1 protein-coding gene is annotated in these 23,998 nt (G+C 73.4%); it reads left to right on the top strand.

Annotated elements, in window-relative coordinates:
• Window positions 1-41 precede the first annotated feature (41 nt).
• The gene (locus tag P8A18_RS33665; RefSeq protein ID WP_306061535.1) at window positions 42-23,981 is read left to right on the top strand and encodes a type I polyketide synthase; all 23,940 of its coding nucleotides are present in this window, start codon (window positions 42-44) and stop codon (window positions 23,979-23,981) included.
• Window positions 23,982-23,998 lie beyond the last annotated feature (17 nt).

The raw sequence follows: 23,998 nt of genomic DNA, 5'->3' as shown, positions 1-23,998 counted from the left end.
ACCGTCTCCCGTGGCGACGCCAACAGGAGACGGTCCGTACGGTGAACGAGGACAAGCTTCGCGACTATCTCAAGTGGACGACGGCCGACCTTCACGAGACCCGCAAGCGGCTCCGTGAAGTGGAGGACGCGGCCCGGGAACCTATCGCGATCATCGCGATGAACTGCCGGTTCCCGGGCGGGGTCCGCTCGTCCGAAGACCTGTGGCAGCTCGTCGCGGACGGGGTGGACGCCATGTCCCCCGTGCCACGCGACCGCGGCTGGGACCTGACCCTGCCCGGGGTCGGCCCCGAGACGCAGGGCGGATTCCTGGAGGGCGTGGGCGACTTCGACGCCCCCCTGTTCGGGATCTCGCCGCGTGAGGCCCTTGCCATGGACCCGCAGCAGCGGCTGCTCCTTGAGGTCGTGTGGGAGTCGCTGGAGCGTGCGGGCATAGCGCCGATGTCCACGAAGGGCGAGAAGGTCGGCGTCTTCATGGGCGGCTCCCCGTCCCGCTACGACATCCTGCTCGGCGCCGACGAGGGCGTCGACGGCTACATCATGACCGGCAGCGCCGGCAGCGTCCTGTCCGGCCGCATCTCGTACGCCCTGGGCCTCGAAGGCCCGGCGGTGACCGTGGACACGGCCTGCTCCTCCTCGCTGGTCGCACTCCACCTGGCAGCGCAGTCCCTTCGCGCGGGCGAGTGCGAACTCGCCCTGACCGGCGGCGCCGCGATCATGTCGACACCCGGCGCGTTCGTGGAGTTCGAGCGGCAGGGGGGCCTGGCCGGGGACGGCCGGTGCAAGGCGTTCTCGGACGACGCGGACGGTACGGGCTGGGGCGAGGGCGTGGGCGTCCTGGTCCTGGAGCGCCTGTCCGACGCCCAGCGCAACGGCCACCGGATCCTGGCGGTGGTACGCGGCAGCGCGGTGAACCAGGACGGCGCGTCCAACGGCCTCACCGCCCCGAACGGCCCCTCCCAGCAGCGCGTCATCCGGGCGGCCCTCGCGAACGCCCGCCTGTCGTCGGCCGATGTCGACGCGGTGGAGGCGCACGGCACGGGCACGAAGCTGGGCGACCCGATCGAGGCGCAGGCGCTCCTCGCCACGTACGGCCAGGACCGGCCTGTGGACCAGCCGTTGTGGCTGGGTTCGGTGAAGTCGAACATCGGGCACACGCAGGCCGCTGCCGGTGTCGCGGGTGTCATGAAGATGGTCCTCGCGATGCGGAACGAGACGCTGCCGAAGACCCTGTACGCGCAGACGCCGTCGTCCCACGTGGACTGGTCGGAGGGCGCGGTCGAGCTGCTGGACCGGGCGCGGGACTGGGCGCCCGGTGACCGGCCGAGGCGGGCGGGTGTGTCCGCGTTCGGCGTGAGCGGGACGAACGCCCACGTGATCATCGAGGAGCCGCCGGCCGCCGAGGAGGCACCGGACGACGCGCCGGAGCCGGTGGCCCCGGACTTCGCGCTGCCCGTGGTGCCGTGGCTGGTGTCGTCCAAGACGGCGGCCGGTGTCGCGGAGCAGGTGCGCCGGCTGACGGCCGGGGTGGAGGGTCTGGACGCGGCCGATGTCGGCCTGTCGCTGGCGACGACCCGGGCCGCCCTGGAGCACCGAGCCGTCGTCCTTGGCGCGGACACGGAGGAACTGCGCGCACGACTGGGCGAGCAGCTCGCACCCGTGGCGGCCCGTGGCGGTCTGACCGGGTTCGTGTTCTCGGGTCAGGGCGGTCAGCGGGTCGGGATGGGCCGGGAGCTGGCGGAGGCGTTCCCGGTGTTCGCGGCGGCGCTGGATGAGGTGTGTGGGCATTTCGATGGCCTGCGTGAGGTGATGTTCGGTGACGCGGAGGCGTTGAAGAACACGGGTTGGGCGCAGCCGGCGTTGTTCGCGGTCGAGGTGGCGTTGTTCCGGCTGGTGGAGTCGTGGGGGGTGCGGCCGGACTACCTGGTCGGCCACTCGGTGGGTGAGCTGGCCGCCGCGCACGTCGCCGGGGTCCTGCCCCTGGCCGACGCGTGCCGGCTGGTCGCGGCCCGAGCGGGTCTGATGCAGGCGCTGCCGGCCGGCGGTGCGATGTGGGCGGTACGGGCCACCCCCGACGAGGTCACCCCGCTACTGACCGACGGTGCCTCGATAGCAGCGGTGAACGCCCCCGGCCAGGTTGTCGTCTCCGGCACCCGCGAGGCCGTCGAAGCGGTGGCCGCCCAGCTCGGCGACCGACAGGGGCGTTGGCTGGACGTCAGCCACGCGTTCCACTCGCACCTGATGGACCCGATGCTGGCCGAATTCGGCTCTGTTGCCAGTGAGTTGACGTACGGCACCCCGGACATCCCGATCGTGTCGACGTTGACGGGTGAGTTGACCGAGGAGTTCAGCGCGGCGTACTGGGTGGACCAGGTCCGGGGCACGGTCCGTTTCGCCGACGCCATCACCCGGCTGAAGGCGCTGGGCGTCACGCGTCTGGTCGAGCTGGGGCCGGATGCCTCCCTGGTCGGGGCCGTGGGCGAGGCGAGCGACGACGCGGTGTTCGCCGTTTCGCTGCTGCGCAGGGACAAGCCCGAAGGACCTACGGCGGTGACCGCGCTGACCCGGTTCTGGGCGGAGGGCGGCTCTGTGGACTGGGCGGCGTTCTTCGCGCCCACCGGGGCCGAGGCCGTTGACCTGCCGACGTACGCCTTCCAGCACCAGCGTTTCTGGCCGAGGGTTCGTCGGGAGCGTGAGGCGAGTGACCGGCTGCGTTACGAGGTGTCCTGGGCTCCGTTGCGGTCTGCGGTTGTTGATGTGTCGGGTGGTGGCTGGCTGATTGTTGAGCCGGCCGGTGCTGAGGATGCGTCGTGGGCGGATGCGCTTGCTGAGGAGCTGACGGGGCGGGGTGGGCAGGTCACTCGGTTGCGGCTGGAGTCCGGCGATCTGGATCGTTCGGCGCTGGCGGCTCGGCTCGGGGAGTTCGCGGATTACGCGCGTGTGGTGTCGTTCCTGGGTCAGGAGGAGTCGGGGTCGGGTGGCGTTGCCGCGTCGGCTGTCCTCGTGCAGGCGTTGGGCGACGCGGGGGTTGCTTGCCCGGTGTGGTGGGTGACGTCGGGTGCGGTGTCGGCGGGTCCTGGTGATGTGGTTACGCGTCCGGTGCGGGCTGGTGTGTGGGGTCTGGGCCGGGTTGTCGCTCTGGAGGAGCCGGGGCGTTGGGGCGGTCTCGTTGACGTTCCGGATCAGGTGGCGCAGGGCGCTGTTGGCCGGCTGGTTGAGGTGCTGGCCGGTGGTTGCGGGGATGAGGACGAGGTTGCGGTGCGGGCCGGGGCGGTGCTCGGTCGTCGTCTGGCGCCCGCGCGGTCCGGGGATGCGGTCTGGTCGCCCGCCGGAACGGTGCTGGTCACGGGTGGTACGGGTGCGTTGGGTGCCCGGGTGGCGCGTTGGGCGGCGGAGCGGGGCGCTGAGCATGTCGTCCTGATCAGCCGGCGCGGCCCGGAAGCCGAAGGCGCGCAAGAGCTGTGCGCCGGCCTTCGCGAGCTGGGTGCCGAGGTCGACGTGGTGGCCTGTGATGTCGCCGTGCGGGCGGAGGTGGAGGCGCTCTTCGAGCGGTTCGACATCTCGGCGGTCGTACACACGGCTGCGGTCCTGGACGACGGTGTCGTTGACGGTCTGACTCCGGAGCGGGTGGCCGGGGTCTGGGACGCCAAGGCAGCAGGAGCCTGGAACCTCCATCACGCGTCGTTGGGTCGTGAGCTGGACGCGTTCGTGTTGTTCTCGTCGGCTGCTGGTGTGTGGGGTGGTGCGGGGCAGGGTGCGTACGCGGCGGCGAATGCGGCGCTGGACGGGCTGGTGGAGTACCGGCGTGCGCAGGGTCTTGCCGGTTCCTCGATCGGGTGGGGGCCGTGGGCGGAAGGCGGGATGGCGGACGACGCCACCGTCCTGGCCCGGATGGACCGTGGCGGCGTACGACCGCTCGACCCCGACACCGCGCTCAACGTCCTTGGTTCGGCGTCGGGTTGTGTGACGGTCGCGGATGTGGACTGGGAGCGCTTCGTTCCCGGGATGACCGCGCTGCGTGCGAACCGTCTGTGGGACGAGGTCGCACCGCGCAGCACCACCACCACGACCGAACCGCGTACGGCCGCCGGGGAGCTGAAGGAGCGGTTCGCCGGTCTTGCACCCGCCGCCCGCCGGGCGAAGTTCATGGAGACCGTACGGGGCCTGGCCTCGACGGTGCTGGGATTCGAGGACTCGACGGCCGTCGGAGTGTCCACGGCCTTCCGCGACCTGGGCCTCGATTCGCTGATGGCGGTGGAACTCCGCAACGCTCTGACCACGGCCTCGGGGCTGAAGCTGCCCTCGACGCTGGTCTTCGACTTCCCGTCCGTCGAGGCACTGACCGACGAACTGCTGTCCCGGCTCTTCGGATCGGACGAGGAGCCGGCGGCACCGGGTGTGGTGCCGGTGCGCCAGGCCGTGGGCGATGACCCGGTGGTCGTGGTGGGTATGGGCTGCCGCTTCCCCGGTGGTGCGAACTCCCCGGAGGAGCTGTGGCGGCTGCTCGCGGAGGGCACCGACGCGCTGGGCGGCTTCCCCGCCGACCGTGGCTGGGAACAGATCGGCCTCGCCGGCGGCGAATACGCCCGGGTCGGCGGGTTCGTCGAAGGCGTGGCGGATTTCGATGCCGGCCTGTTCGGAATCTCGCCGCGTGAGGCGCTTGCCATGGACCCGCAGCAGCGGTTGCTGCTGGAGGTCGTGTGGGAGTCGCTGGAACAGTCCGGTCTGGCGCCCTCGTCGTTGCGCGGACTCCCGGTGGGCGTCTTCGCGGGGACGAACGGCCAGGACTACCCGGCGCTGCTCGGCCTGACCGGTGAGTCGGGTGACGGTTACGGCGGTACGGGCAGCTCGGGCAGTGTGCTGTCGGGGCGGGTCTCCTACGCGCTGGGGCTCGAAGGTCCGGCGGTGACGATCGATACGGCGTGCTCGTCGTCGCTGGTGGCCATGCACCTTGCCGCGCAGGCGTTGCGGTCGGGTGAGTGCGATCTCGCCCTGGCCGGCGGTGTGACGATCATGTCCACGCCTGCGGCCTTCATCGAGTTCGAGAAGCAGGGGGGCTTGGCCGGGGACGGTCGGTGCAAGGCGTTCTCGGAGGATGCGGACGGTACGGGCTGGGGCGAGGGCGTAGGCGTTCTGGTCCTGGAGCGCCTGTCGGATGCCCGCAGCAAGGGCCACCAGGTGCTGGCGGTGGTGCGGGGCAGTGCGGTGAATCAGGATGGTGCGTCGAATGGTCTGACGGCGCCGAATGGTCCGTCGCAGCAGCGGGTGATTCGGCAGGCGTTGGCTACGGCTGGTCTGTCGGCCGCTGAGGTGGATGCGGTGGAGGCGCACGGTACGGGTACGAAGCTGGGTGACCCGATCGAGGCGCAGGCGCTGTTGGCCACGTACGGCCAGGACCGGCCGGCCGGTCAGCCGCTCTGGCTCGGTTCGATCAAGTCCAACATCGGTCACACGCAGGCCGCTGCCGGTGTCGCGGGTGTCATGAAGATGATTCTGGCGATGCGGAACGGGACTCTGCCGCAGTCCTTGCACGTGGGGGCTCCGTCGTCCCACGTGGACTGGTCGGAGGGTGCGGTTGAGCTGCTGGACCGGGCGCGGGAGTGGTCGCCGGGTGACCGGCCGAGGCGGGCGGGTGTGTCCGCGTTCGGCGTGAGTGGGACGAACGCGCACGTGATCATCGAGGAGGCGCCGGAGCTTACGCGGGAGCCGGTGGCCCCGGACTTCGCGCTGCCCGTGGTGCCGTGGCTGGTGTCGTCCAAGACGGCGGCCGGTGTCGCGGAGCAGGCGCGGCGGCTGGCGGCCGGGACACAGGGCCTGGGCGTGGTGGACGTCGGCCTGTCGCTGGCGACGACCCGTGCCGGGCTGGAGCACCGGACTGTCGTCCTTGGCGCAGACACGGACGAGCTGCGTACGCGGCTGGGCGAGCAGTTGGCGCCGGTCGTGGCCCGGGACGGTCTGACGGGGTTTGTCTTCTCGGGCCAGGGTGGTCAGCGGGTCGGGATGGGCCGGGAGCTGGCGGAGGTCTTCCCGGTGTTCGCCACGGTCCTGGACGAGGTGTGTGAGCACTTCGAGGGCCTGCGTGAGGTGATGTTCGCTGATGCGGATTCCCTGAAGAACACCGGTTGGGCGCAGCCCGCGCTGTTCGCGGTTGAGGTGGCGTTGTTCCGGCTGGTCGAGTCGTGGGGTGTCCGCCCGGACTACCTCGTCGGCCACTCCGTTGGCGAACTGGCCGCCGCGCATGTCGCCGGGGTGCTGTCCCTGGCCGACGCGTGCCGGCTGGTCGCGGCCCGAGCGGGTCTGATGCAGGCGCTGCCGGCGGGTGGCGCGATGTGGGCGGTACGGGCCACGCTGGACGAGGTCACCCCGCTGCTGGTGGAGGGTGCCTCGGTGGCGGCGGTGAACGCCCCCGGCCAGGTCGTCGTCTCCGGCACGCGCGAGGCCGTCGAAGCGGTGGCTGCCCAGCTCACCGACCGCCAGGGCCGTTGGCTGGAGGTCAGCCACGCCTTCCACTCGTCCCTGATGGACCCGATGCTCGCCGAATTCACCAACGCGGCGGGCGAGTTGACGTACGACATCCCGCGCATCCCGATCGTCTCCACCCTCACCGCCGAGCCGGTCGCCGAGTTCACCGCCGCCTACTGGGCCGACCAGGTCCGAGGCACGGTCCGCTTCGCCGACGCGGTCACCCGGCTCAAGGCGCTCGGCGTCGCCCGGTTCCTGGAGCTGGGCCCCGACGCGAGCCTTGTGGGTGCGATCGGTGAGAGCAACGAGGACGCGTTCGCCGTGGCGGCGCTGAATCGTAAGCAGCCCGAACCGGCCACCGCCGTCACCGCGCTCGCCCGGCTCTGGGCGGACGGGGCGGATGTCGACTGGGCGGCGTTCTACGCCCCGACCGGCGCCCGCACCGTCGACCTGCCCACGTACGCCTTCCAGCGGGAGCGCTACTGGCCGAGGCCGCAGCTCCGGGCGGGCGAACCCGTCGCCGGAGGCAGCGCGGACGCCGCGTTCTGGGAGATCGTCGAGGGTGGCGACCCGGACGCGTTCACGCAGTCGCTCGGGCTCGCACCCGATGCCGACCCCGGCCGTGTCCTGGAAGCCCTGAGCGCGTGGCAGCGCCGCCGGAGCGAGGGCGCCGCCGTCGACCGGCTCGGTTACCGGATCGACTGGACGCCCACCGGCCCGGCCAACAGCACGGAGGTGTCCGGGAACTGGCTGCTCGTGGAGCCGGAACCGGCGGACGCAGACGGCCTCTGGGCGGATGCCGTCGCCGAGGAGCTGGCGGCGCGCGGTGCCCGGGTCACCCGGCTGCGGCTGGACGCCGGGGATCTGGACCGTGCCGCGCTGGCCGGGCGTCTCGCGGAGTCCGTCGAGTCCTCCGGCCGTACGACGCACTTGGTGTCGTTCCTCGGCCAGGACGAGCGGGAGCACGCGGGGCGTCCCGGTCTCACGTACGGTCTGACGGCCACGACCACGCTGATGCAGGCCCTGGCCGATGCCGGGGCGGAGGTCAGGGTGTGGTCCGTGACCTCGGGCGCCGTGTCCGCGGGCGCGGGCGATGAACTCGCGCATCCGGCACGGGCCGCCGTCTGGGGCCTGGGCCGGGTCGTCGCGCTGGAGGAGCCGGAGCGCTGGGGCGGTCTGGTCGATGTGCCGGAGCGGCCGGCCGGTGGCGCTGTCGCCCGGCTGGTGGAGGCACTGGCCGGTGGCGCCGATGGCGAGGACCAGTTGGCCGTGCGCGGCGGGGCCCTGCTCGGACGGCGGCTTGTTCCCGCGTCGCTGTCCCTGGCGCCGCGGAGCGCGGACGCCGGGTGGACGCCCTCGGGCACGGTCCTGATCACTGGTGGCACCGGGGCGCTGGGGGGCAGGCTGGCGCGCTGGGCGGTCGACCGGGGCGCGCAGCACCTCGGCCTCGTCAGCCGCCGGGGCGAGGAAGCCCCGGGCGCCCTCGAACTCCGTACGGAGCTGGAAGCGCGTGGCGTGACCGTCACGTTCGCCGGCTGCGACCTCGCCGACCGTACGTCCCTCGCGTCGGCCCTCGACCGGATCGAGGCCGCAGGGCCCGCGATCCGGTCCGTCTTCCACGCGGCGGGCCTCACCGAGGGCGTGGCTCTCGGCGACGCCGACACCGACTCGCTCGCCGTGATGCTGGGCGCCAAGGCGGCCGGGGCGGCGAACCTCGACGCACTGCTCGGTGACCGGGACCTCGACGCGTTCGTGCTCTACTCCTCGATCGCCGCCACCTGGGGCAGCGGCGGACAGAGCGGATACGCGGCCGCCAACGCCTACCTCGACGCCCTCGCGACCCGGCGCCGTGGCCAGGGCAGGGCTGCCACCGCTGTCGCCTGGGGCCCGTGGGACGGCGGCGGCATGGCCGCCGCCGAGGGCGCCCAGGACGATCTGCGCAGGCGGGGACTGCCCGCCCTGTCACCGGACGACGCGATGGCCGCGCTGGAGTCGGCGCTGTCCGCGGGCGAGCCCTGCGTGTCGGTCGTGGACGTCGACTGGGAACGCTTCCTGCCGACGTTCACCCTGCGCCGGCCGAGCGCGCTGTTCGCCGCGTTCGACACGGCGCCCGCCACCGGCCACGACCGGAGCGACGGTGCCGCCGCCGACGGGAACGACACCTCCGCCCGACTCCGCGAGCAGCTGCGCGACCTCGACGGCCGGGAGCGGCACCGCCACGTGCTCGCCCTCGTGCGAGACGAGGCCGCGGTGGTCCTCGGCCACGCGAGCGCCTCGGCCATCGCACCGGAGCACGCCTTCCGCGAGCTCGGGTTCGATTCGCTCACCGCGGTCGAGTTCCGTGACCGGCTGCGCGTGGCGACCGGCCTTTCGCTGTCCGCCACGCTGGTCTTCGACCACCCCACGTCGGCGGTGCTCGCCGACTTCCTGGTCGACCGGCTGCTCGGTACCGAGCAGCGGCCCGAGCAGGTCGAGGCCGCCCACGCGGCCCTGGACGAGCCGGTCGCGATCGTCTCGATGGGCTGCCGCTTCCCCGGCGGCGCCACGGACCCGCAGAGCCTGTGGCAGCTGGTCTCCGGGGCGGCCGACGCCATCACCCCGTTCCCCACCGACCGGGGCTGGGACCTGGAGGCCCTCGACGCCGCCGGTTCCGCCTTCACGCGGGAAGGCGGCTTCCTCCCCGGTGCCGCCGACTTCGACGCCGCCTTCTTCGGTATCTCGCCGCGCGAGGCCCTGGCTATGGACCCGCAGCAGCGGCTGCTCCTCGAAGTCGCCTGGGAGTCCCTGGAACGCGCGGGCATCGCCCCGCTGTCCCTGAAGGGCGACAAGGTCGGCGTCTTCGTCGGAGCCGGCAGCTCCGGCTACCTCAGCCAGGTGAACGACGTGCCCGACGGGGTCGGCGGCCACCTGATCACCGGCAACTCGGGCAGTGTCCTGTCCGGCCGGATCTCGTACGCGCTGGGCCTCGAAGGCCCGGCCGTCACCGTCGACACGGCCTGCTCCTCCTCGCTCGTCGCCCTGCACCTCGCCGTGCAGGCGCTCCGTTCCGGGGAGTGCTCACTCGCTCTCGCGGGCGGTGCCACGGTCATCGCGGGCCCCGACGCGTTCATCGACTTCGCCCACCAGGGCGGACTGGCCACCGACGGCCGCTGCAAGGCGTTCTCCGACGACGCCGACGGCACCGGCTGGTCCGAGGGGGTCGGCCTGCTCCTGGTGGAGCGTCTTTCGGACGCCCGGCGCAACGGCCACCAGGTGCTGGCCGTCGTGCGCGGCACGGCGGTCAACCAGGACGGTGCCTCGAACGGTCTGACGGCCCCGAACGGGCCGTCGCAGCAGCGCGTCATCCGGCAGGCCCTGGCCAACTCCGGCCTGACGGGCGCGGACGTGGACGCCGTGGAGGCGCACGGCACCGGCACTTCACTCGGTGACCCGATCGAGGCGCAGGCACTCCTCGCCACGTACGGGCAGGACCGGCCGGCCGGTCAGCCGCTGTGGCTCGGCTCGATCAAGTCCAACATCGGGCACACCCAGGCGGCGGCGGGTGTCGCGGGCATCATGAAGATGGTCCTCGCTCTGCACCACGCCGAGCTGCCCAGGACGCTCCACGCGCAGACACCGTCCTCGCACGTGGACTGGACGGAAGGCGCGGTGGAGCTGCTGGCGGAGGCCCGGCAGTGGCCGCGCGGCGAACGCCCGCGCCGCGCGGGTGTGTCGGCGTTCGGAGTCAGCGGCACCAACGCCCATGTGATCGTGGAAGAGGCCCCCGAGCAGGAGCCGGCGCCCGTGACGGCCGCGGGCACCGCCCTGCCGGTGGTGCCGTGGGCCGTATCGGCACGCTCGGCGGAGGGCCTGGCCGCACAGGCCGGCCGGCTGGCCGAAGCGGTGACGGATCAGGACGTGACCGACGTCGGTCTGTCCCTCCTCACCACCCGCTCGCCCCTGGAGCACCGGGCGGTCGTCCTCGGCGGCGACGCCGGCGAACTGCGCACGCGACTGGAGGCGCTGGCGGCCGGTGAGCCGACGCCCGGCAAGGTGTCGGGCATCTCCCGCGAGGGTCTGACCGGGTTCGTGTTCTCGGGCCAGGGTGGTCAGCGGGTCGGGATGGGCCGGGAACTGGCGGCTTCCTTCCCGGTGTTCGCCACGGTCCTGGACGAGGTGTGTGAGCACTTCGACGGGTTGCGTGAGGTGATGTTCACCGACGCGGATTCCCTGAAGAACACCGGTTGGGCGCAGCCCGCGCTGTTCGCGGTCGAGGTGGCGTTGTTCCGGCTGGTCGAGTCGTGGGGGGTCCGCCCGGACTACCTCGTCGGTCACTCGGTGGGTGAGCTGGCCGCCGCGCACGTCGCCGGGGTCTTCTCCCTGGCGGACGCATGCCGGCTGGTGGCCGCGCGCGCCGGGCTGATGCAGGCGCTGCCGGCCGGCGGCGCGATGTGGGCGGTACGGGCCACGCTGGACGAGGTCGCCCCGCTGCTGGTGGAGGGTGTCTCGGTGGCGGCGGTGAACGCTCCCGGTCAGGTGGTTCTGTCCGGTACGCGGGAGGCCGTCGAAGCGGTGGCCCCGGCCTTCGAGGGCCGCCAGGGCCGTTGGCTGGAGGTCAGCCACGCCTTCCACTCGTCCCTGATGGACCCGATGCTGGCCGAATTCACCAACGCGGCGGGCGAGTTGACGTACGACATCCCGCGCATCCCGATCGTCTCCACCCTCACCGCCGAGCCGGTCGCCGAGTTCACCGCCGCCTACTGGGCCGACCAGGTCCGAGGCACGGTCCGCTTCGCCGACGCGGTCACCCGGCTCAAGGCGCTCGGCGTCACCCGGTTCCTGGAGCTGGGCCCGGACGCCACCCTGACCGGTGCCATCGATGAGACGTACGACGGTGACGCCCTCGCCGTCGCGGCGCTGAACCGTAAGCAGTCCGAACCGGCCACCGCCGTCACCGCGCTCGCCCGGCTCTGGGCGGACGGAGCCGACGTCGACTGGGCGGCGTTCTACGCCCCGACCGGGGCCCGCACCGTCGACCTGCCCACGTACGCCTTCCAGCACCAGCGCTACTGGCTGGAGGGGGGAGCCGGCGCCACGGATGCCGGCGCGCTGGGGGCCGAGCCGCTCAAGCACCCGCTGCTGAGCGCGGCGGTGGAGCTCTCCGACGGTGACGGGCACGTGTTCACCGGCCGGATATCCGCCCGCACTCACCCGTGGATCGCCGAGCACCAGGTCGCGGGGGACGCGGTCTTCCCCGGCACCGGCTACGTGGAACTCGCGGTCCGGGCCGGCGACCACCTGGCCTGCGACCGGATCGACGAACTCGTCCTCGAAGCGCCGCTGGTCCTGCCGGAACGGCAGTCGGTCCAGGTGCAGGTCGTGGTCGACACCGCCGACGCGGCCGGCAGCCGTTCCTTCCGGATCAGCTCCCGCACCGCCGGACAGCCGTGGATCCGCCACGCGAGCGGCGTCCTCGGCACCGCGCCCGGACGGCAGCACACCGGGCTCACCGCCTGGCCGCCCGCCGGGGCCACCACGGTCGACATCGACGGCCACTACCCGGCCCGCGCCGAGAACGGCTTCGGCTACGGGGCGATCTACCAGGGCCTGACCGCGGTCTGGCGGCGCGACGGGGAACTGTTCGCCGAGGTCGTGCTCGGCGACGAATTCCGGGGCGAGGCCGACCGGTTCGGCCTCCACCCCGCCGTACTCGACGCCGCACTCCAGGCACTCTCGTACGACGAGAGCGCCGCCGGAGCGGCCCGGCTCCCCTTCGTCTGGAGCGGAGTCACCCTGCACGCGAGCGGCGCGTCCCTGCTGCGCGTCGCCATCACGCCGGGCGCGGCGGACGGCGCGTACACCGTCACCGTCGCGGACACCTCGGGCGAACCCGTGCTGACGGCGGACGCGCTGACCCTGCGGCCGTACGACGGCACCCCGTTCTCCGCCCCCGCCCAGGAGCAGCCGGCGGCCGAGGCCCCCGAGGCCGCGGCAAAGACGCCGGCGCCCCGCCCCACCGCACGCCGCAAGGCCGCCGCGGCCGTGTCCGGCGGCGGTCAGGCCCTGCGCGACCGTCTCGCCGCCCTGCCCCGGCAGGAACAGCGTGACGCCCTGCTGGAGATCGTGCGCCGCCGCGCCTCGATCGTGCTGGAGCAGCCGCCCACGCAGGCGATGAACGCCGAACTGCCGTTCCGCGAACTCGGCTTCACCTCCCTCACCGCCGTGCAGCTGCGCGAGGCGATCGGAGAGGAGACCGGCCTGCGGCTGCCCGCCACGCTCGTCTTCGACTACCCGACACCGCGCGCCCTGGTCGACCACCTCCGCGACGCACTCCTCGGCGGCGACGAGCCCGCCACCGCGCCGGCGGTCCGGACCCGGGCGATCGCGGACCGGGACGACCCGATCGCCATCATCGGCATGAGCTGCCGCTACCCGGGCGGCATCCAGACCGCCCAGGACCTGTGGCAACTGGTCGCCGACGGCACCGACGCGATCTCCGGCTTCCCGACCGACCGTGGCTGGGACCTGGAAGCGCTGTACGACCCGGACCCGGACAACCCCGGCACCTGCTACGTCCACGAGGGCGGGTTCCTGCACGACGCGAGCCGGTTCGACGCGGGCTTCTTCGGCATCAGCCCGCGCGAGGCCCTCTCCATGGACCCGCAGCAGCGGCTGCTCCTGGAGACGTCCTGGGAGGCGATGGAACACGCCGGCTTCGACGTCCACACGCTGCGCGGCAGCAGCACGGGTGTCTTCGCCGGGGTGACCTACCAGGACTACGGCGGCCTGCTCGCCGTGGCGAAGGAGAGCTCCGAGGGCTTCCTCGGCACCGGCAACTCGCCCAGCATCCTGTCCGGCCGGGTGTCGTACTCCTTCGGTCTCGAAGGCCCGGCCGTCACGATCGACACCGCCTGCTCCTCCTCCCTGGTCGCGCTGCACTCGGCCTGCCAGGCCCTGCGGGAGGGCGACTGCACGATGGCGCTGGCCGGTGGTGTGACGGTCATGTCCACCCCGATCTCGCTGATCGAGTTCAGCCGTCAGCGCGCCCTCGCCACCGACGGCCGCTCCAAGCCGTTCTCCGAGGCCGCGGACGGGGCGAGCTGGGGCGAGGGCGTGGGCATGCTGCTCCTGGAGCGTCTTTCGGACGCCCGGCGCAACGGCCACCAGGTGCTGGCGGTCGTGCGCGGCACGGCGGTCAACCAGGACGGCGCCTCGAACGGTCTGACGGCTCCGAACGGCCCGTCGCAGCAGCGCGTCATCCGGCAGGCCCTGGCCAACTCCGGCCTGACGGGCGCGGACGTGGACGTCGTGGAGGCGCACGGCACGGGTACCTCGCTCGGTGACCCGATCGAGGCGCAGGCCGTACTCGCGACCTACGGCCAGGACCGGCCGGAGGACGACCCGCTGTGGCTCGGCTCGATCAAGTCGAACATCGGCCACGGGCAGGCGGCTGCCGGTGTGGCAGGTGTGATCAAGATGGTCCAGGCGATACGGCACGGCCTGATGCCGAAGTCGCTGCACCTGGGCACGCCGTCGTCACGCGTGGACTGGACAGAAGGCGCGGTCGAACTGCTGGCCGAGGCGCGGGACTGGCCGCGTGGTGAGCAGCCGAGGCGTGCGGGAGTGTCGGCGTTCGGGATGAGCGGGACGAACGCGCACGTGATCCTGGAGGAGGCCCCCGAAGAGGCGGCGCCCGCCGAGCAGCGGATCGCGGCCGAGCCCCCCTCGGTGGTGCCGTGGATTCTGTCGGGGCGCAGTGCCGATGCCCTCCGGGACCAGGCAGGCGCGCTGGGCGCCTTGGCCTACGCCGATCCGGTGTCGGTGGGGTGGTCGCTGGCGACGACGCGTGCGCGGTTCGAGCACCGGGCTGTGGTGCTGGGTTCGTACGGGGCCGGGCTGGGCGCGCTGGCGGCGGATCAGCCGTCGGCGTCGGTGGTGTCCGGGGTGACCGGTCCGGTGGGCCGGCCGGTGTTCGTGTTCCCTGGTCAGGGGGCGCAGTGGGTGTCGATGGGTGCCCGGTTGCTGGAGGAGTCTCCGGTGTTCGCGGGCGTGGTCGCCGAGTGCGAGACCGCGATGGCGGGGCTCGTGGACTGGTCGGTCACCGAGGTGCTGCGCGGGGCGGAGTCCCTTGAGCGGGTCGACGTGGTCCAGCCCGCCTCGTTTGTCGTCATGGTGGGTCTGGCGGCGGTGTGGCGGTCGTTCGGTGTGGTGCCGGCGGCTGTGGTGGGGCACTCGCAGGGCGAGATCGCCGCCGCTTACGTGGCGGGCGTGCTGTCCCTGGAGGACGCGCTGCGGATCGTCTGCGTGCGCAGCCGGGCCATTGCCGGGCTGGCCAGCGGGGACGGGACGATGGCGTCGGTCGGTGCCGGAGCCGCTCAGGTGGAGGAGATTCTCTCCGCCTGGGACGGCCGGGTGTCGGTCGCTGCCGTCAACGGCCCCTCGCAGGTGGTGATCTCGGGTGAGGTCGCCGCGGTCGAGGAGGCGGTTGCCCGGTGTGTGGAGCTGGGATTCCGGGCGCGGCGGATCGCGGTGGACTACGCCTCGCACTCCCCGGCCATGGACGTACTGCACGACGAGCTGACCACGAGCCTGGCGGGAACCACCCCGCGCGGCGGCAGGACCGCGTTGCTGTCGACGGTGACGGGTGAGTTCATCGACGGCTCCGAGATGGACGCGAACTACTGGGTGACGAACCTTCGCTCCCAGGTCCGTTTCGCCGAGGCCATCGAGAAGCTGGCGGCCGAGGGCTACGGCGTGTTCGTGGAGGTCTCCTCGCACCCCGTGCTGTCCGCGGCCGTTCAGGAGATCGCGGACGAGAGCGTGGTCACCGGTTCGCTGCGACGCGACGACGGTGGCCTGGACCGGTTCCTGGCCGGAGTCGCCGAGCTGTGGGTCAACGGTGTGGACGTCGACTGGACGGCCGCCTTCCCCGAAGCCCGTCCCGCTCTCGTCGACCTGCCCACGTACGCCTTCCAACGCCGCCCGTACTGGCCGGAGTTCGACACCGAGCCGGCCGCTGTGGCCGCCGACGGGGGCACGGCGGCGGACCGGGAGTTCTGGGCGGCCGTCGAGCGGGCCGACACGGACGCGCTGGCCGGCACGCTGGACGCCGAGGCATCGGTCATCGATTCGCTGCTGCCCGCGCTCGCCGACTGGCGGCGCAAGCAGCGCGAGCAGGACACCACCGACTCCTGGCGCTACCGGATCAACTGGACCCCGCTCGCCCCGGCGGACGGGGAGCCGCTCACCGGCGACTGGCTGGTGGTGACCTCCGCCGGCACGGACGGCAACGGCGACGCCGCCCGGAACTGGGCGGACACGATCGCCGACGAGCTGACCGCCCGGGGCGCGACCGTCCGGCCCCTGCGGCTGGACGGGACCGCCCAGGACCGCACGGCACTCACCGCCCTGCTCACCGAAACCGCGCAAGCCGCCGGACACAAGGGGGCCGAAGAGGCCGCCGGACCCGCCGAGTTCGCCGGGGTCGTCTCCCTGCTGGCCTGGGACGAGCGGGACACCGACGGGCTTCCCGGGCTGCCCCGGGGCCTGGCGCTGACCGCCGTACTGCTCCAGGCGCTCGGGGACGCGGGCATCGCCGCACCGCTCTGGTCGCTGACCTCCGGAGCGGTCTCGGCCGCCCGCTGGGACACGGTGACCCGGCCGGGCCAGGCGGCGGTGTGGGGGCTCGGGCGCGTCGCAGCGCTGGAGCACCCGGACCGCTGGGGCGGACTGGTCGACGTACCGGAAGAGGCCGACGCGCGGTCCGCGCGGCGGCTGCTCAACGCCATCGCCGCGGGCGACGAGGACCAGGTCGCCCTGCGCGCGTCGGGCCTGTTCGGCCGGCGCCTCGTGCGCGCCCCGCACACGAGCGACGCGGACACGGCGTGGACGCCGTCGGGCACGGTCCTGATCACCGGCGGCACCGGCGCCCTGGGCGCCAGGATGGCCCGCTGGGCGGCCGGCAACGGCGCCGCGCACCTGGTGCTGACCAGCCGGCGCGGCGCGGACGCGCCCGGCGCGCCGGAACTCGCCCGGGAACTGGAGGAAACCGGCGCCAGGGTCACCCTCGCCGCCTGCGACATGGCCGACCGCGCGCAGGTCACCGCGCTGCTCTCCGGGCTCACCGACGAGACGGCCCCGCTGACGGCGGTCGTGCACGCGGCCGGTGTCCTGGCCGACGGCATCCTCGACTCGCTCGGCGCCGAACGCATCGCCCAGGTCATGGCGCCCAAGGCACACGCCGCGCTGCTCCTGGACGAGACGACCCGGGCACTCGGCGTGGAACTCGACGCGTTCGTCCTGTTCGCCTCCACCGCCGGAATCTGGGGCGGCCCCGGGCAGGCGAACTACGCGGCCGCCAACGCGGTCCTCGACGCCCTGGCCGAACGCCGCCGGGCCGACGGCCTCGCCGCCACATCGATCGCGTGGGGCCCCTGGTCCGACGCGGGCATGGCGGACAGCGCGGCCGTCGAGGCCAGGCAGCGCAAGGGCGGTGTCCACTCGCTGGCCCCCGAGTCCGCGGTCGCCGTACTGCGGCAGGCGGTCGGCGGGGGAGAGGCCACGCTCACGGTGGCCTCCATCGACTGGGCCGTCTACGCGCCCGCCCTCACCGCGAGCCGCCGCAGCACGCTCCTCGACGGCATTCCGGAGGCCCGCAAGGCCCTGGAGGCCGCGAGCGGCGACACCGCCGCGGGCGGCGACTCGCCGGCCGCCCGGCTCGCCGGGCTCACCGAGGCCGAACGGGAACGCGAACTGCTCGACCTGGTGCGCGGCCACGTCGCCGCGGTGCTCGGATTCGCCGCACCCACCGACGTGGAACCCGCACGCGTGTTCTCCGACATCGGCTTCGACTCGCTGACGGCGATCGAACTCCGCAACCGGCTCAACGCGGCCACCGGGCTGCGCCTGCCCGCCACGCTGATCTTCGACCACCCGACCCCGACCGCCCTCACGCGCCTGCTGCGCCAGGAACTCGTCGGTCTCGCCGACCCGGCGCCCGCCACCCCGGTTCCGGCCGGTGACGCCGGCGGCCAGGACGACGACCCGATCGCCATCGTCGGCATGAGCTGCCGCCTCCCCGGCGGGGTCTCCTCGCCGGAGGAGCTGTGGCGGCTGGTGTCCGAGGGCATCGACGCGATATCCGACTTCCCGGACGACCGCGGCTGGGACATCGACGGGGTGTACGACCCCGACCCGGACAACGCCGGTACGACCTACACCCGGCACGGCGGATTCGTGCGGGGCGTCGGCGAGTTCGACGCCGGACTCTTCGGGATCAACCCGCGCGAGGCGCTGTCCATGGACCCGCAGCAGCGGCTGCTCCTGGAGACCGCCTGGGAGGCCGCGGAACGGGCGGGCATCGACCCCCTGTCCCTGGCCGGCAGCCGGACCGGCATGTTCGCCGGTGGCAACGGCTCCGACTACGGCGGCCTGCTGATGGCCTCCCCGGAGGGCGCCGACGGCTACTTCATGACGGGCAACGCCTCCAGCGTCCTGTCCGGCCGGATCTCGTACGCGCTGGGCCTTGAGGGCCCGGCGGTCACCGTCGACACGGCCTGCTCCTCCTCGCTCGTCGCCCTGCACCTGGCGGCGCAGGCCCTGCGCGGCGACGAGTGCGATCTCGCCCTGGCCGGCGGTGTCACGCTCATCTCCACGCCCACCCCGTTCGTCAGCTTCAGCCGGCAGCACGGGCTCGCCGTCGACGGCCGGTGCAAGGCGTTCTCCGACGACGCCGACGGCACCGGCTGGGCCGAAGGCGTCGGAATCCTCGTCCTCGAACGGCTCTCGGACGCCCGCCGCAACGGCCACCAGGTGCTCGCCCTCGTCACCGGCAGCGCCACCAACCAGGACGGCGCGTCGAACGGCCTGACCGCCCCGAACGGCCCGTCCCAGCAGCGCGTCATCCGGCAGGCCCTGGCCACCGCCGGCCTGATGGCCGCCGAGGTGGACGCGGTCGAGGCGCACGGCACGGGCACGACGCTCGGTGACCCGATCGAGGCGCAGGCGCTGCTCGCCACCTACGGGCAGGACCGGCCCGCCGACCGGCCGCTGTGGCTGGGCTCGATCAAGTCGAACATCGGGCACACCCAGGCCGCGGCCGGGGTCGCGGGCCTGATCAAGATGGTGCTGGCGATGCGGCACGAGGAACTGCCCGGCACGCTGCATGTGAGCGAGCCGTCGTCGCACGTCGACTGGGCGTCCGGCGCCGTGGAGCTGCTGTCCGAGTCCCGTCCGTGGCCGCGCGGCGAGCGCCCGCGCCGCGCGGGTGTGTCGTCGTTCGGCATCAGCGGCACCAACGCGCACGTGATCATCGAGGAGGCACCGGCCCACGACCCGGCTCCGGTGGCGACGCCGGACGTCGTTCTGCCGGTGGTGCCCTGGCCGGTGGCCATGAAGACGGCCAACGCGCTGACCGCGCAGGCCGAACGGCTTGCGGCCGGGGTGGACGGCCTGGACGCGGCCGACGTCGGCCTGTCCCTGGCGACGACCCGCGCCGCGCTGGACCAGCGCGCCGTCGTGCTCGGCGCCGGCACCGACGAGCTGCGGACGGCCCTGTCGGCGCTGGCGGCCGGCGAACCGGCACCGCACACCGTCACCGGCCGCGCCCGCTCCAGCTCCACCGGGTTCGTGTTCTCCGGTCAGGGCGGTCAGCGGGTCGGCATGGGCCGGGAGCTGGCGGACACCTTCCCGGTGTTCGCCACCGCCCTGGACGAGGTGTGCGCGCACTTCGACGGGCTGCTCGACCGGTCGCTCCGTGAGGTGATGTTCACGGACGCGGATTCCCTGAAGAACACCGGCTGGGCGCAGCCCGCGCTGTTCGCGGTCGAGGTGGCGTTGTTCCGGCTGGTCGAGTCGTGGGGCGTCCGTCCGGACTATCTCGTCGGCCACTCGGTCGGCGAGATGGCCGCCGCGCATGTCGCCGGGGTGCTGTCCCTGGCCGACGCGTGCCGGTTGGTCGCGGCCCGAGCGGGTCTGATGCAGGCACTGCCGGCCGGCGGTGCGATGTGGGCGGTACGGGCCACGCCGGACGAGGTCACCCCGCTGCTGGTGGACGGTGTCTCGGTGGCGGCGGTGAACGCTCCCGGTCAGGTGGTTCTGTCCGGTACGCGGGAGGCCGTCGAAGCGGTGGCCTCGGCCTTCGAGGGCCGCCAGGGCCGTTGGCTGGAGGTCAGCCACGCCTTCCACTCGTCCCTGATGGACCCGATGCTGGCCGAATTCACCAACGCGGCGGGCGAGTTGACGTACGACAGCCCGCGCATCCCGATCGTCTCCACCTTCACCGCCGAGCCGGTTGCCGAGTTCACCGCCGCCTACTGGGCCGACCAGGTCCGAGGCACGGTCCGCTTCGCCGACGCCACCACCCGGCTCAAGGCGCTCGGGGTCACCCGGTTCCTGGAGCTGGGCCCCGACGCCACGCTGACCGGTGCCATCGATGAGACGTACGACGGTGACGCCCTGGCCGTGGCGGTGCTGAACCGTAAGCAGTCCGAGCCCGAAACCGCCGTCACGGCGCTCGCCCGGCTCTGGGCGGACGGAGCCGACGTCGACTGGGCGGCGTTCTACGCCCCGACCGGGGCCCGTACCGTCGACCTGCCGACGTACGCCTTCCAGCACCAGCGCTACTGGCCGCAGCCGCCGGTATTCCGGCCGGGCGACGTGTCCGCGGCCGGGCTCGACGACGCGGGGCACCCGCTGCTCGGCGCCGCCGTGACACTGGCCGGGGACGACGGGCGGCTGTTCACCGCACGGATCGGCGTACGGGATCTGCCGTGGCTCGCCGACCACGAGGTGATGGGCACCATCCTCTTCCCCGGCACCGGCTTCCTGGAACTGGCGATGCGGGCGGCCGACGAGGTCGGCTGCGACCGTGTGGAGGAACTGACCCTGGCGGCCCCGCTGGTGCTGCCCGCCGACGGCACGGTGCGGTTGCAGCTCCAGGTCGGCGCGCCCGACGCGACCGGCCTGCGTCCGCTGAAGCTGCACGCGCGGCGCGACGACGCGCCGGCCGACGACCCGTGGACCCTGCATGCGACGGGGCTCCTCGGCGGCGGCCGGCCCGAAGCGGCGTTCGACCTCACCGCCTGGCCCCCGCCCGGCGCCGAGACCATCGACGTGTCCGACTTCTACGAGATGTACCGGCAGGGCGGATTCGCCTACGGCCCCTCGTTCCAGGGGCTGCGCCAGGCCTGGCGCAGCGGGGACGAGGTGTTCGCCGAGGTGTCGCTCGACGGGCCGCACGCCGAGGAGGCCGCCGCCTACGGGCTGCACCCGCCGCTGCTCGACGCGGCGCTCCAGGCGCTGACCTTCCTCGCGCTCGACGGGAGCGGCCGCAGCAGGCTGCCGTTCTCCTGGTCCGGTGTTTCCCTGTACGCGTACGGCGCGTCGAGCCTGCGCGTACGGCTGGCGCAGGCCGGACCCGACGCGCTGGCCCTGGCCATCGCGGACGGTACGGGACAGCCGGTCGCCCACGTCGAGTCCCTGGCCATGCGCCAGGTGTCGGCGGCCCAGCTGCACAGCTCCTCGCGCACGACGGCCCCGCAGGACATCTTCCGGCTCGACTGGCTTCCGGTGTCCCTGCCGGAGCCCGCCGCGGACCCGGTCGCGGGCCGGCCGTGGGCGGTGCTCGGCGACGCGGCGACGGGGCTCGACGCCCTGGGGCTCGCGGAGGCGCTCGACGCCCGACTCGTCCCCGACCTGGACGCGCTCGGCGCCGAAGGGCCGGTCCCCGAGGTGCTGTTCGTGCCGTGCACGGGCACGCACCCCACGGGCGAGGTCACCGCCGGCACGATGGCGGCCGACACCCGGGCCCTGACCGTCCGCGTCCTGGACCTGCTCCAGCGCTGGCTCGCGGACAGCAGGTTCGCCTCCGCACGGCTCGTCCTCGTCACCAGCGGCGCCATCGCCGCCGGCGACCTCGAAGGGCCGGGCGATCCGGCGGCCGCCGCCGCGTGGGGGCTGGTCCGCTCGGCACAGTCGGAGGAGCCGGGCCGGTTCGTGCTCGCCGACCTCGACCGGGACACGCTGACCGCCGGCACGGCAGCCGGCCTGTTCGCCGCGCTCGCCGAATCCGACGAGTCGCAGGTCGTGATCCGCGACGGCGCGATACGGGCCGCCCGGCTCGTGCGCCCCGCCCCGGACGACACCCTGCTGCCCCCGGCGGACACGGAGGCCTGGCGGCTCGACAGCACCGGACGCGGCAGCCTGGGCAACCTGACCCTCGCCGCCGACCCCGAGCTGCTGGAACCGCTCGGCCCGGACCAGGTCCGGGTGGCCGTGCGCGCGGCCGGGCTCAACTTCCGGGACGTACTGAACGCGCTCGACATGTACCCCGGGGAACCCGGGCCGATGGGCGTCGAGGGCGCCGGCGTGATCACCGAAGTGGGCCCGGGAATCACCGGGTTCGCCCCGGGAGACCGCGTACTCGGCATGTTCGGCAAGGCATTCGGGCCGGTCTCGGTCGCCGACCGGCGCATGATCGCCCGGATGCCCGAGGACTGGACCTTCGAGCAGGCCGCCTCCGTGCCGGTGGTCTTCCTGACCGCCTACTACGCACTGGTCGACCTGGCAGGGCTCAAGCCCGGTGAGTCGGTCCTCGTGCACGCCGCCGCCGGCGGTGTCGGCATGGCCGCCGCACAGCTCGCCCGGCACCTCGGGGCCGAGGTGTTCGGCACGGCGGGACCGGCCAAGCACGACACGCTGCGCTCCCTCGGCATCGACGACGCCCACCTCGCCTCCTCCCGCGACCTGGACTTCGAGGAGCACTTCCGTACGACGGCGGGGACGGACGGCATCGACGTCGTACTGAACTCGCTGGCCCGCGAATACGTGGACGCCTCGCTGCGGCTGCTCGGCGGCGGTGGCAGGTTCCTCGAAATGGGCAAGACCGACGTCCGCACCCCCGAAAGCCTCACCGAGGCGCACCCGGGCGTGGCCTACGCGGCCTTCGACCTCATCGAGGCCGGACCCGAACGCATCGGCGAGATGCTCGTCGAGGTGCTGCGGCTCATCGGGGAGGGCGCGCTGCGCCCGCTGCCCCTGGCCACCTGGGACGTGCGCCGCGCGCCGGAGGCGTACCGGCACGTCAGCCAGGCCCGGCACATCGGCAAGGTGGTCCTCACCCTGCCCAGCCGCCCCGACCCGGACGGCACCGTGCTCGTCACCGGAGGCACCGGGGGCCTCGGCCACTATGTGGCCCGCCACCTGGTCGAACGGTACGGAGTGCGCAACCTGCTGCTCACCAGCCGCAGGGGAGCGCGGGCCGAGGGCGCCGAGGGCCTTGTCGCCGAGCTGGAGAAGCTCGGCGCCCGGGTCAGGATCGAGGCGTGCGACGCCGCCGACCGGGACGCGCTGGCCCGTACCCTCGCCACCGTCGAGAAGGAGCACCCGCTCACCGCGGTCGTGCACGTCGCCGGAGTGGTGGACGACGGGGTCATCCCCTTCCTCACCCCCGAACGGCTGGACACCACCCTGCGCCCCAAGGCGGACGCCGCGCTCAACCTGTACGAGCTGACGAAGGACAGCGACCTCGCCGCCTTCGTCCTCTTCTCGGGCGCGGCCGGCACCCTGGGCGGTGCGGGCCAGGCCAACTACGCCGCCGCGAACGCCTTCCTCGACGAGTTCGCCCGCTGGGCACGCCACCGCGGAGTCCCCGCCGTGGCGCTGGCCTGGGGGCCGTGGATAGCCGACCGGGGCATGACCGGGCACCTCACGGACAACGACATCGCCCGCATGGCGAAGGCCGGGCTCCGGCCGCTCGACGCGCAGGCGGGGCTCGCCCTGCTCGACTTCGCGCTGACCGCCGACGAGGCCGCCCTGCTTCCGATGCGGCTGGACACCTCACCGCAGGCGTTCACCGCCGGGCCCGTACCGCCGATGCTGCGCCACCTCGCGGGCAGCGCCGCACCCCGGCGCACCCAGGCCGCAGCCGCGGCCGCCCCCGAACCGGGCGCCGCACTCGCGGGCCGGCTGCGGGCCCTGCCCGCGGCCGACCGCGCCGACCATCTGCTCGACCTGGTCTGCGGACAGGCGGCCGCGGTCCTCGGCCACGGCTCGGCCGACGACATCGAACCGGAAGAGGCCTTCCTCGGCTTCGACTCCCTGACGGCCATCGAACTGCGCAACCGGATGGGCGTCATGACCGGCACCCGGCTGCCCGCGACGCTGGTCTTCGACTACCCGACACCGGCCGCGCTCGTGGAGTACCTGCTGGCCGAACTCGTCCCCGACGGCGGCCCGGACGACGACACGGCCGGTGCGCCGGGCCCGGTCGCGGACGGTTCCACGGCCCTGGACGAGATCGAGCGGCTGGAACAGACCCTGGACCGGCTGGCCGGCTCCGGTGCCGCCGCGACCGGGGACGACTCGGTGCAGCGACGCCTGCGGGCCCTGGCGGAGAAATGGGCTGCCGCGAGCGGGACAGCGACGGTGACGGCGGTGGCGATCGGCGAACCCACGGGTGACGACGAGACCGACGCACTCGAGTCGGCGACGGCTGACGAACTCTTCAAAATGATCGACGGCGAATTTGGTGGGACGTCTTGAGCGAGAACCGGGTTGTC

It is taken from the genome of Streptomyces sp. Mut1, assembly GCF_030719295.1.
GTDB lineage: Bacteria > Actinomycetota > Actinomycetes > Streptomycetales > Streptomycetaceae > Streptomyces > Streptomyces castrisilvae.
This window is presented reverse-complemented; position numbering and strand designations above follow the sequence as displayed.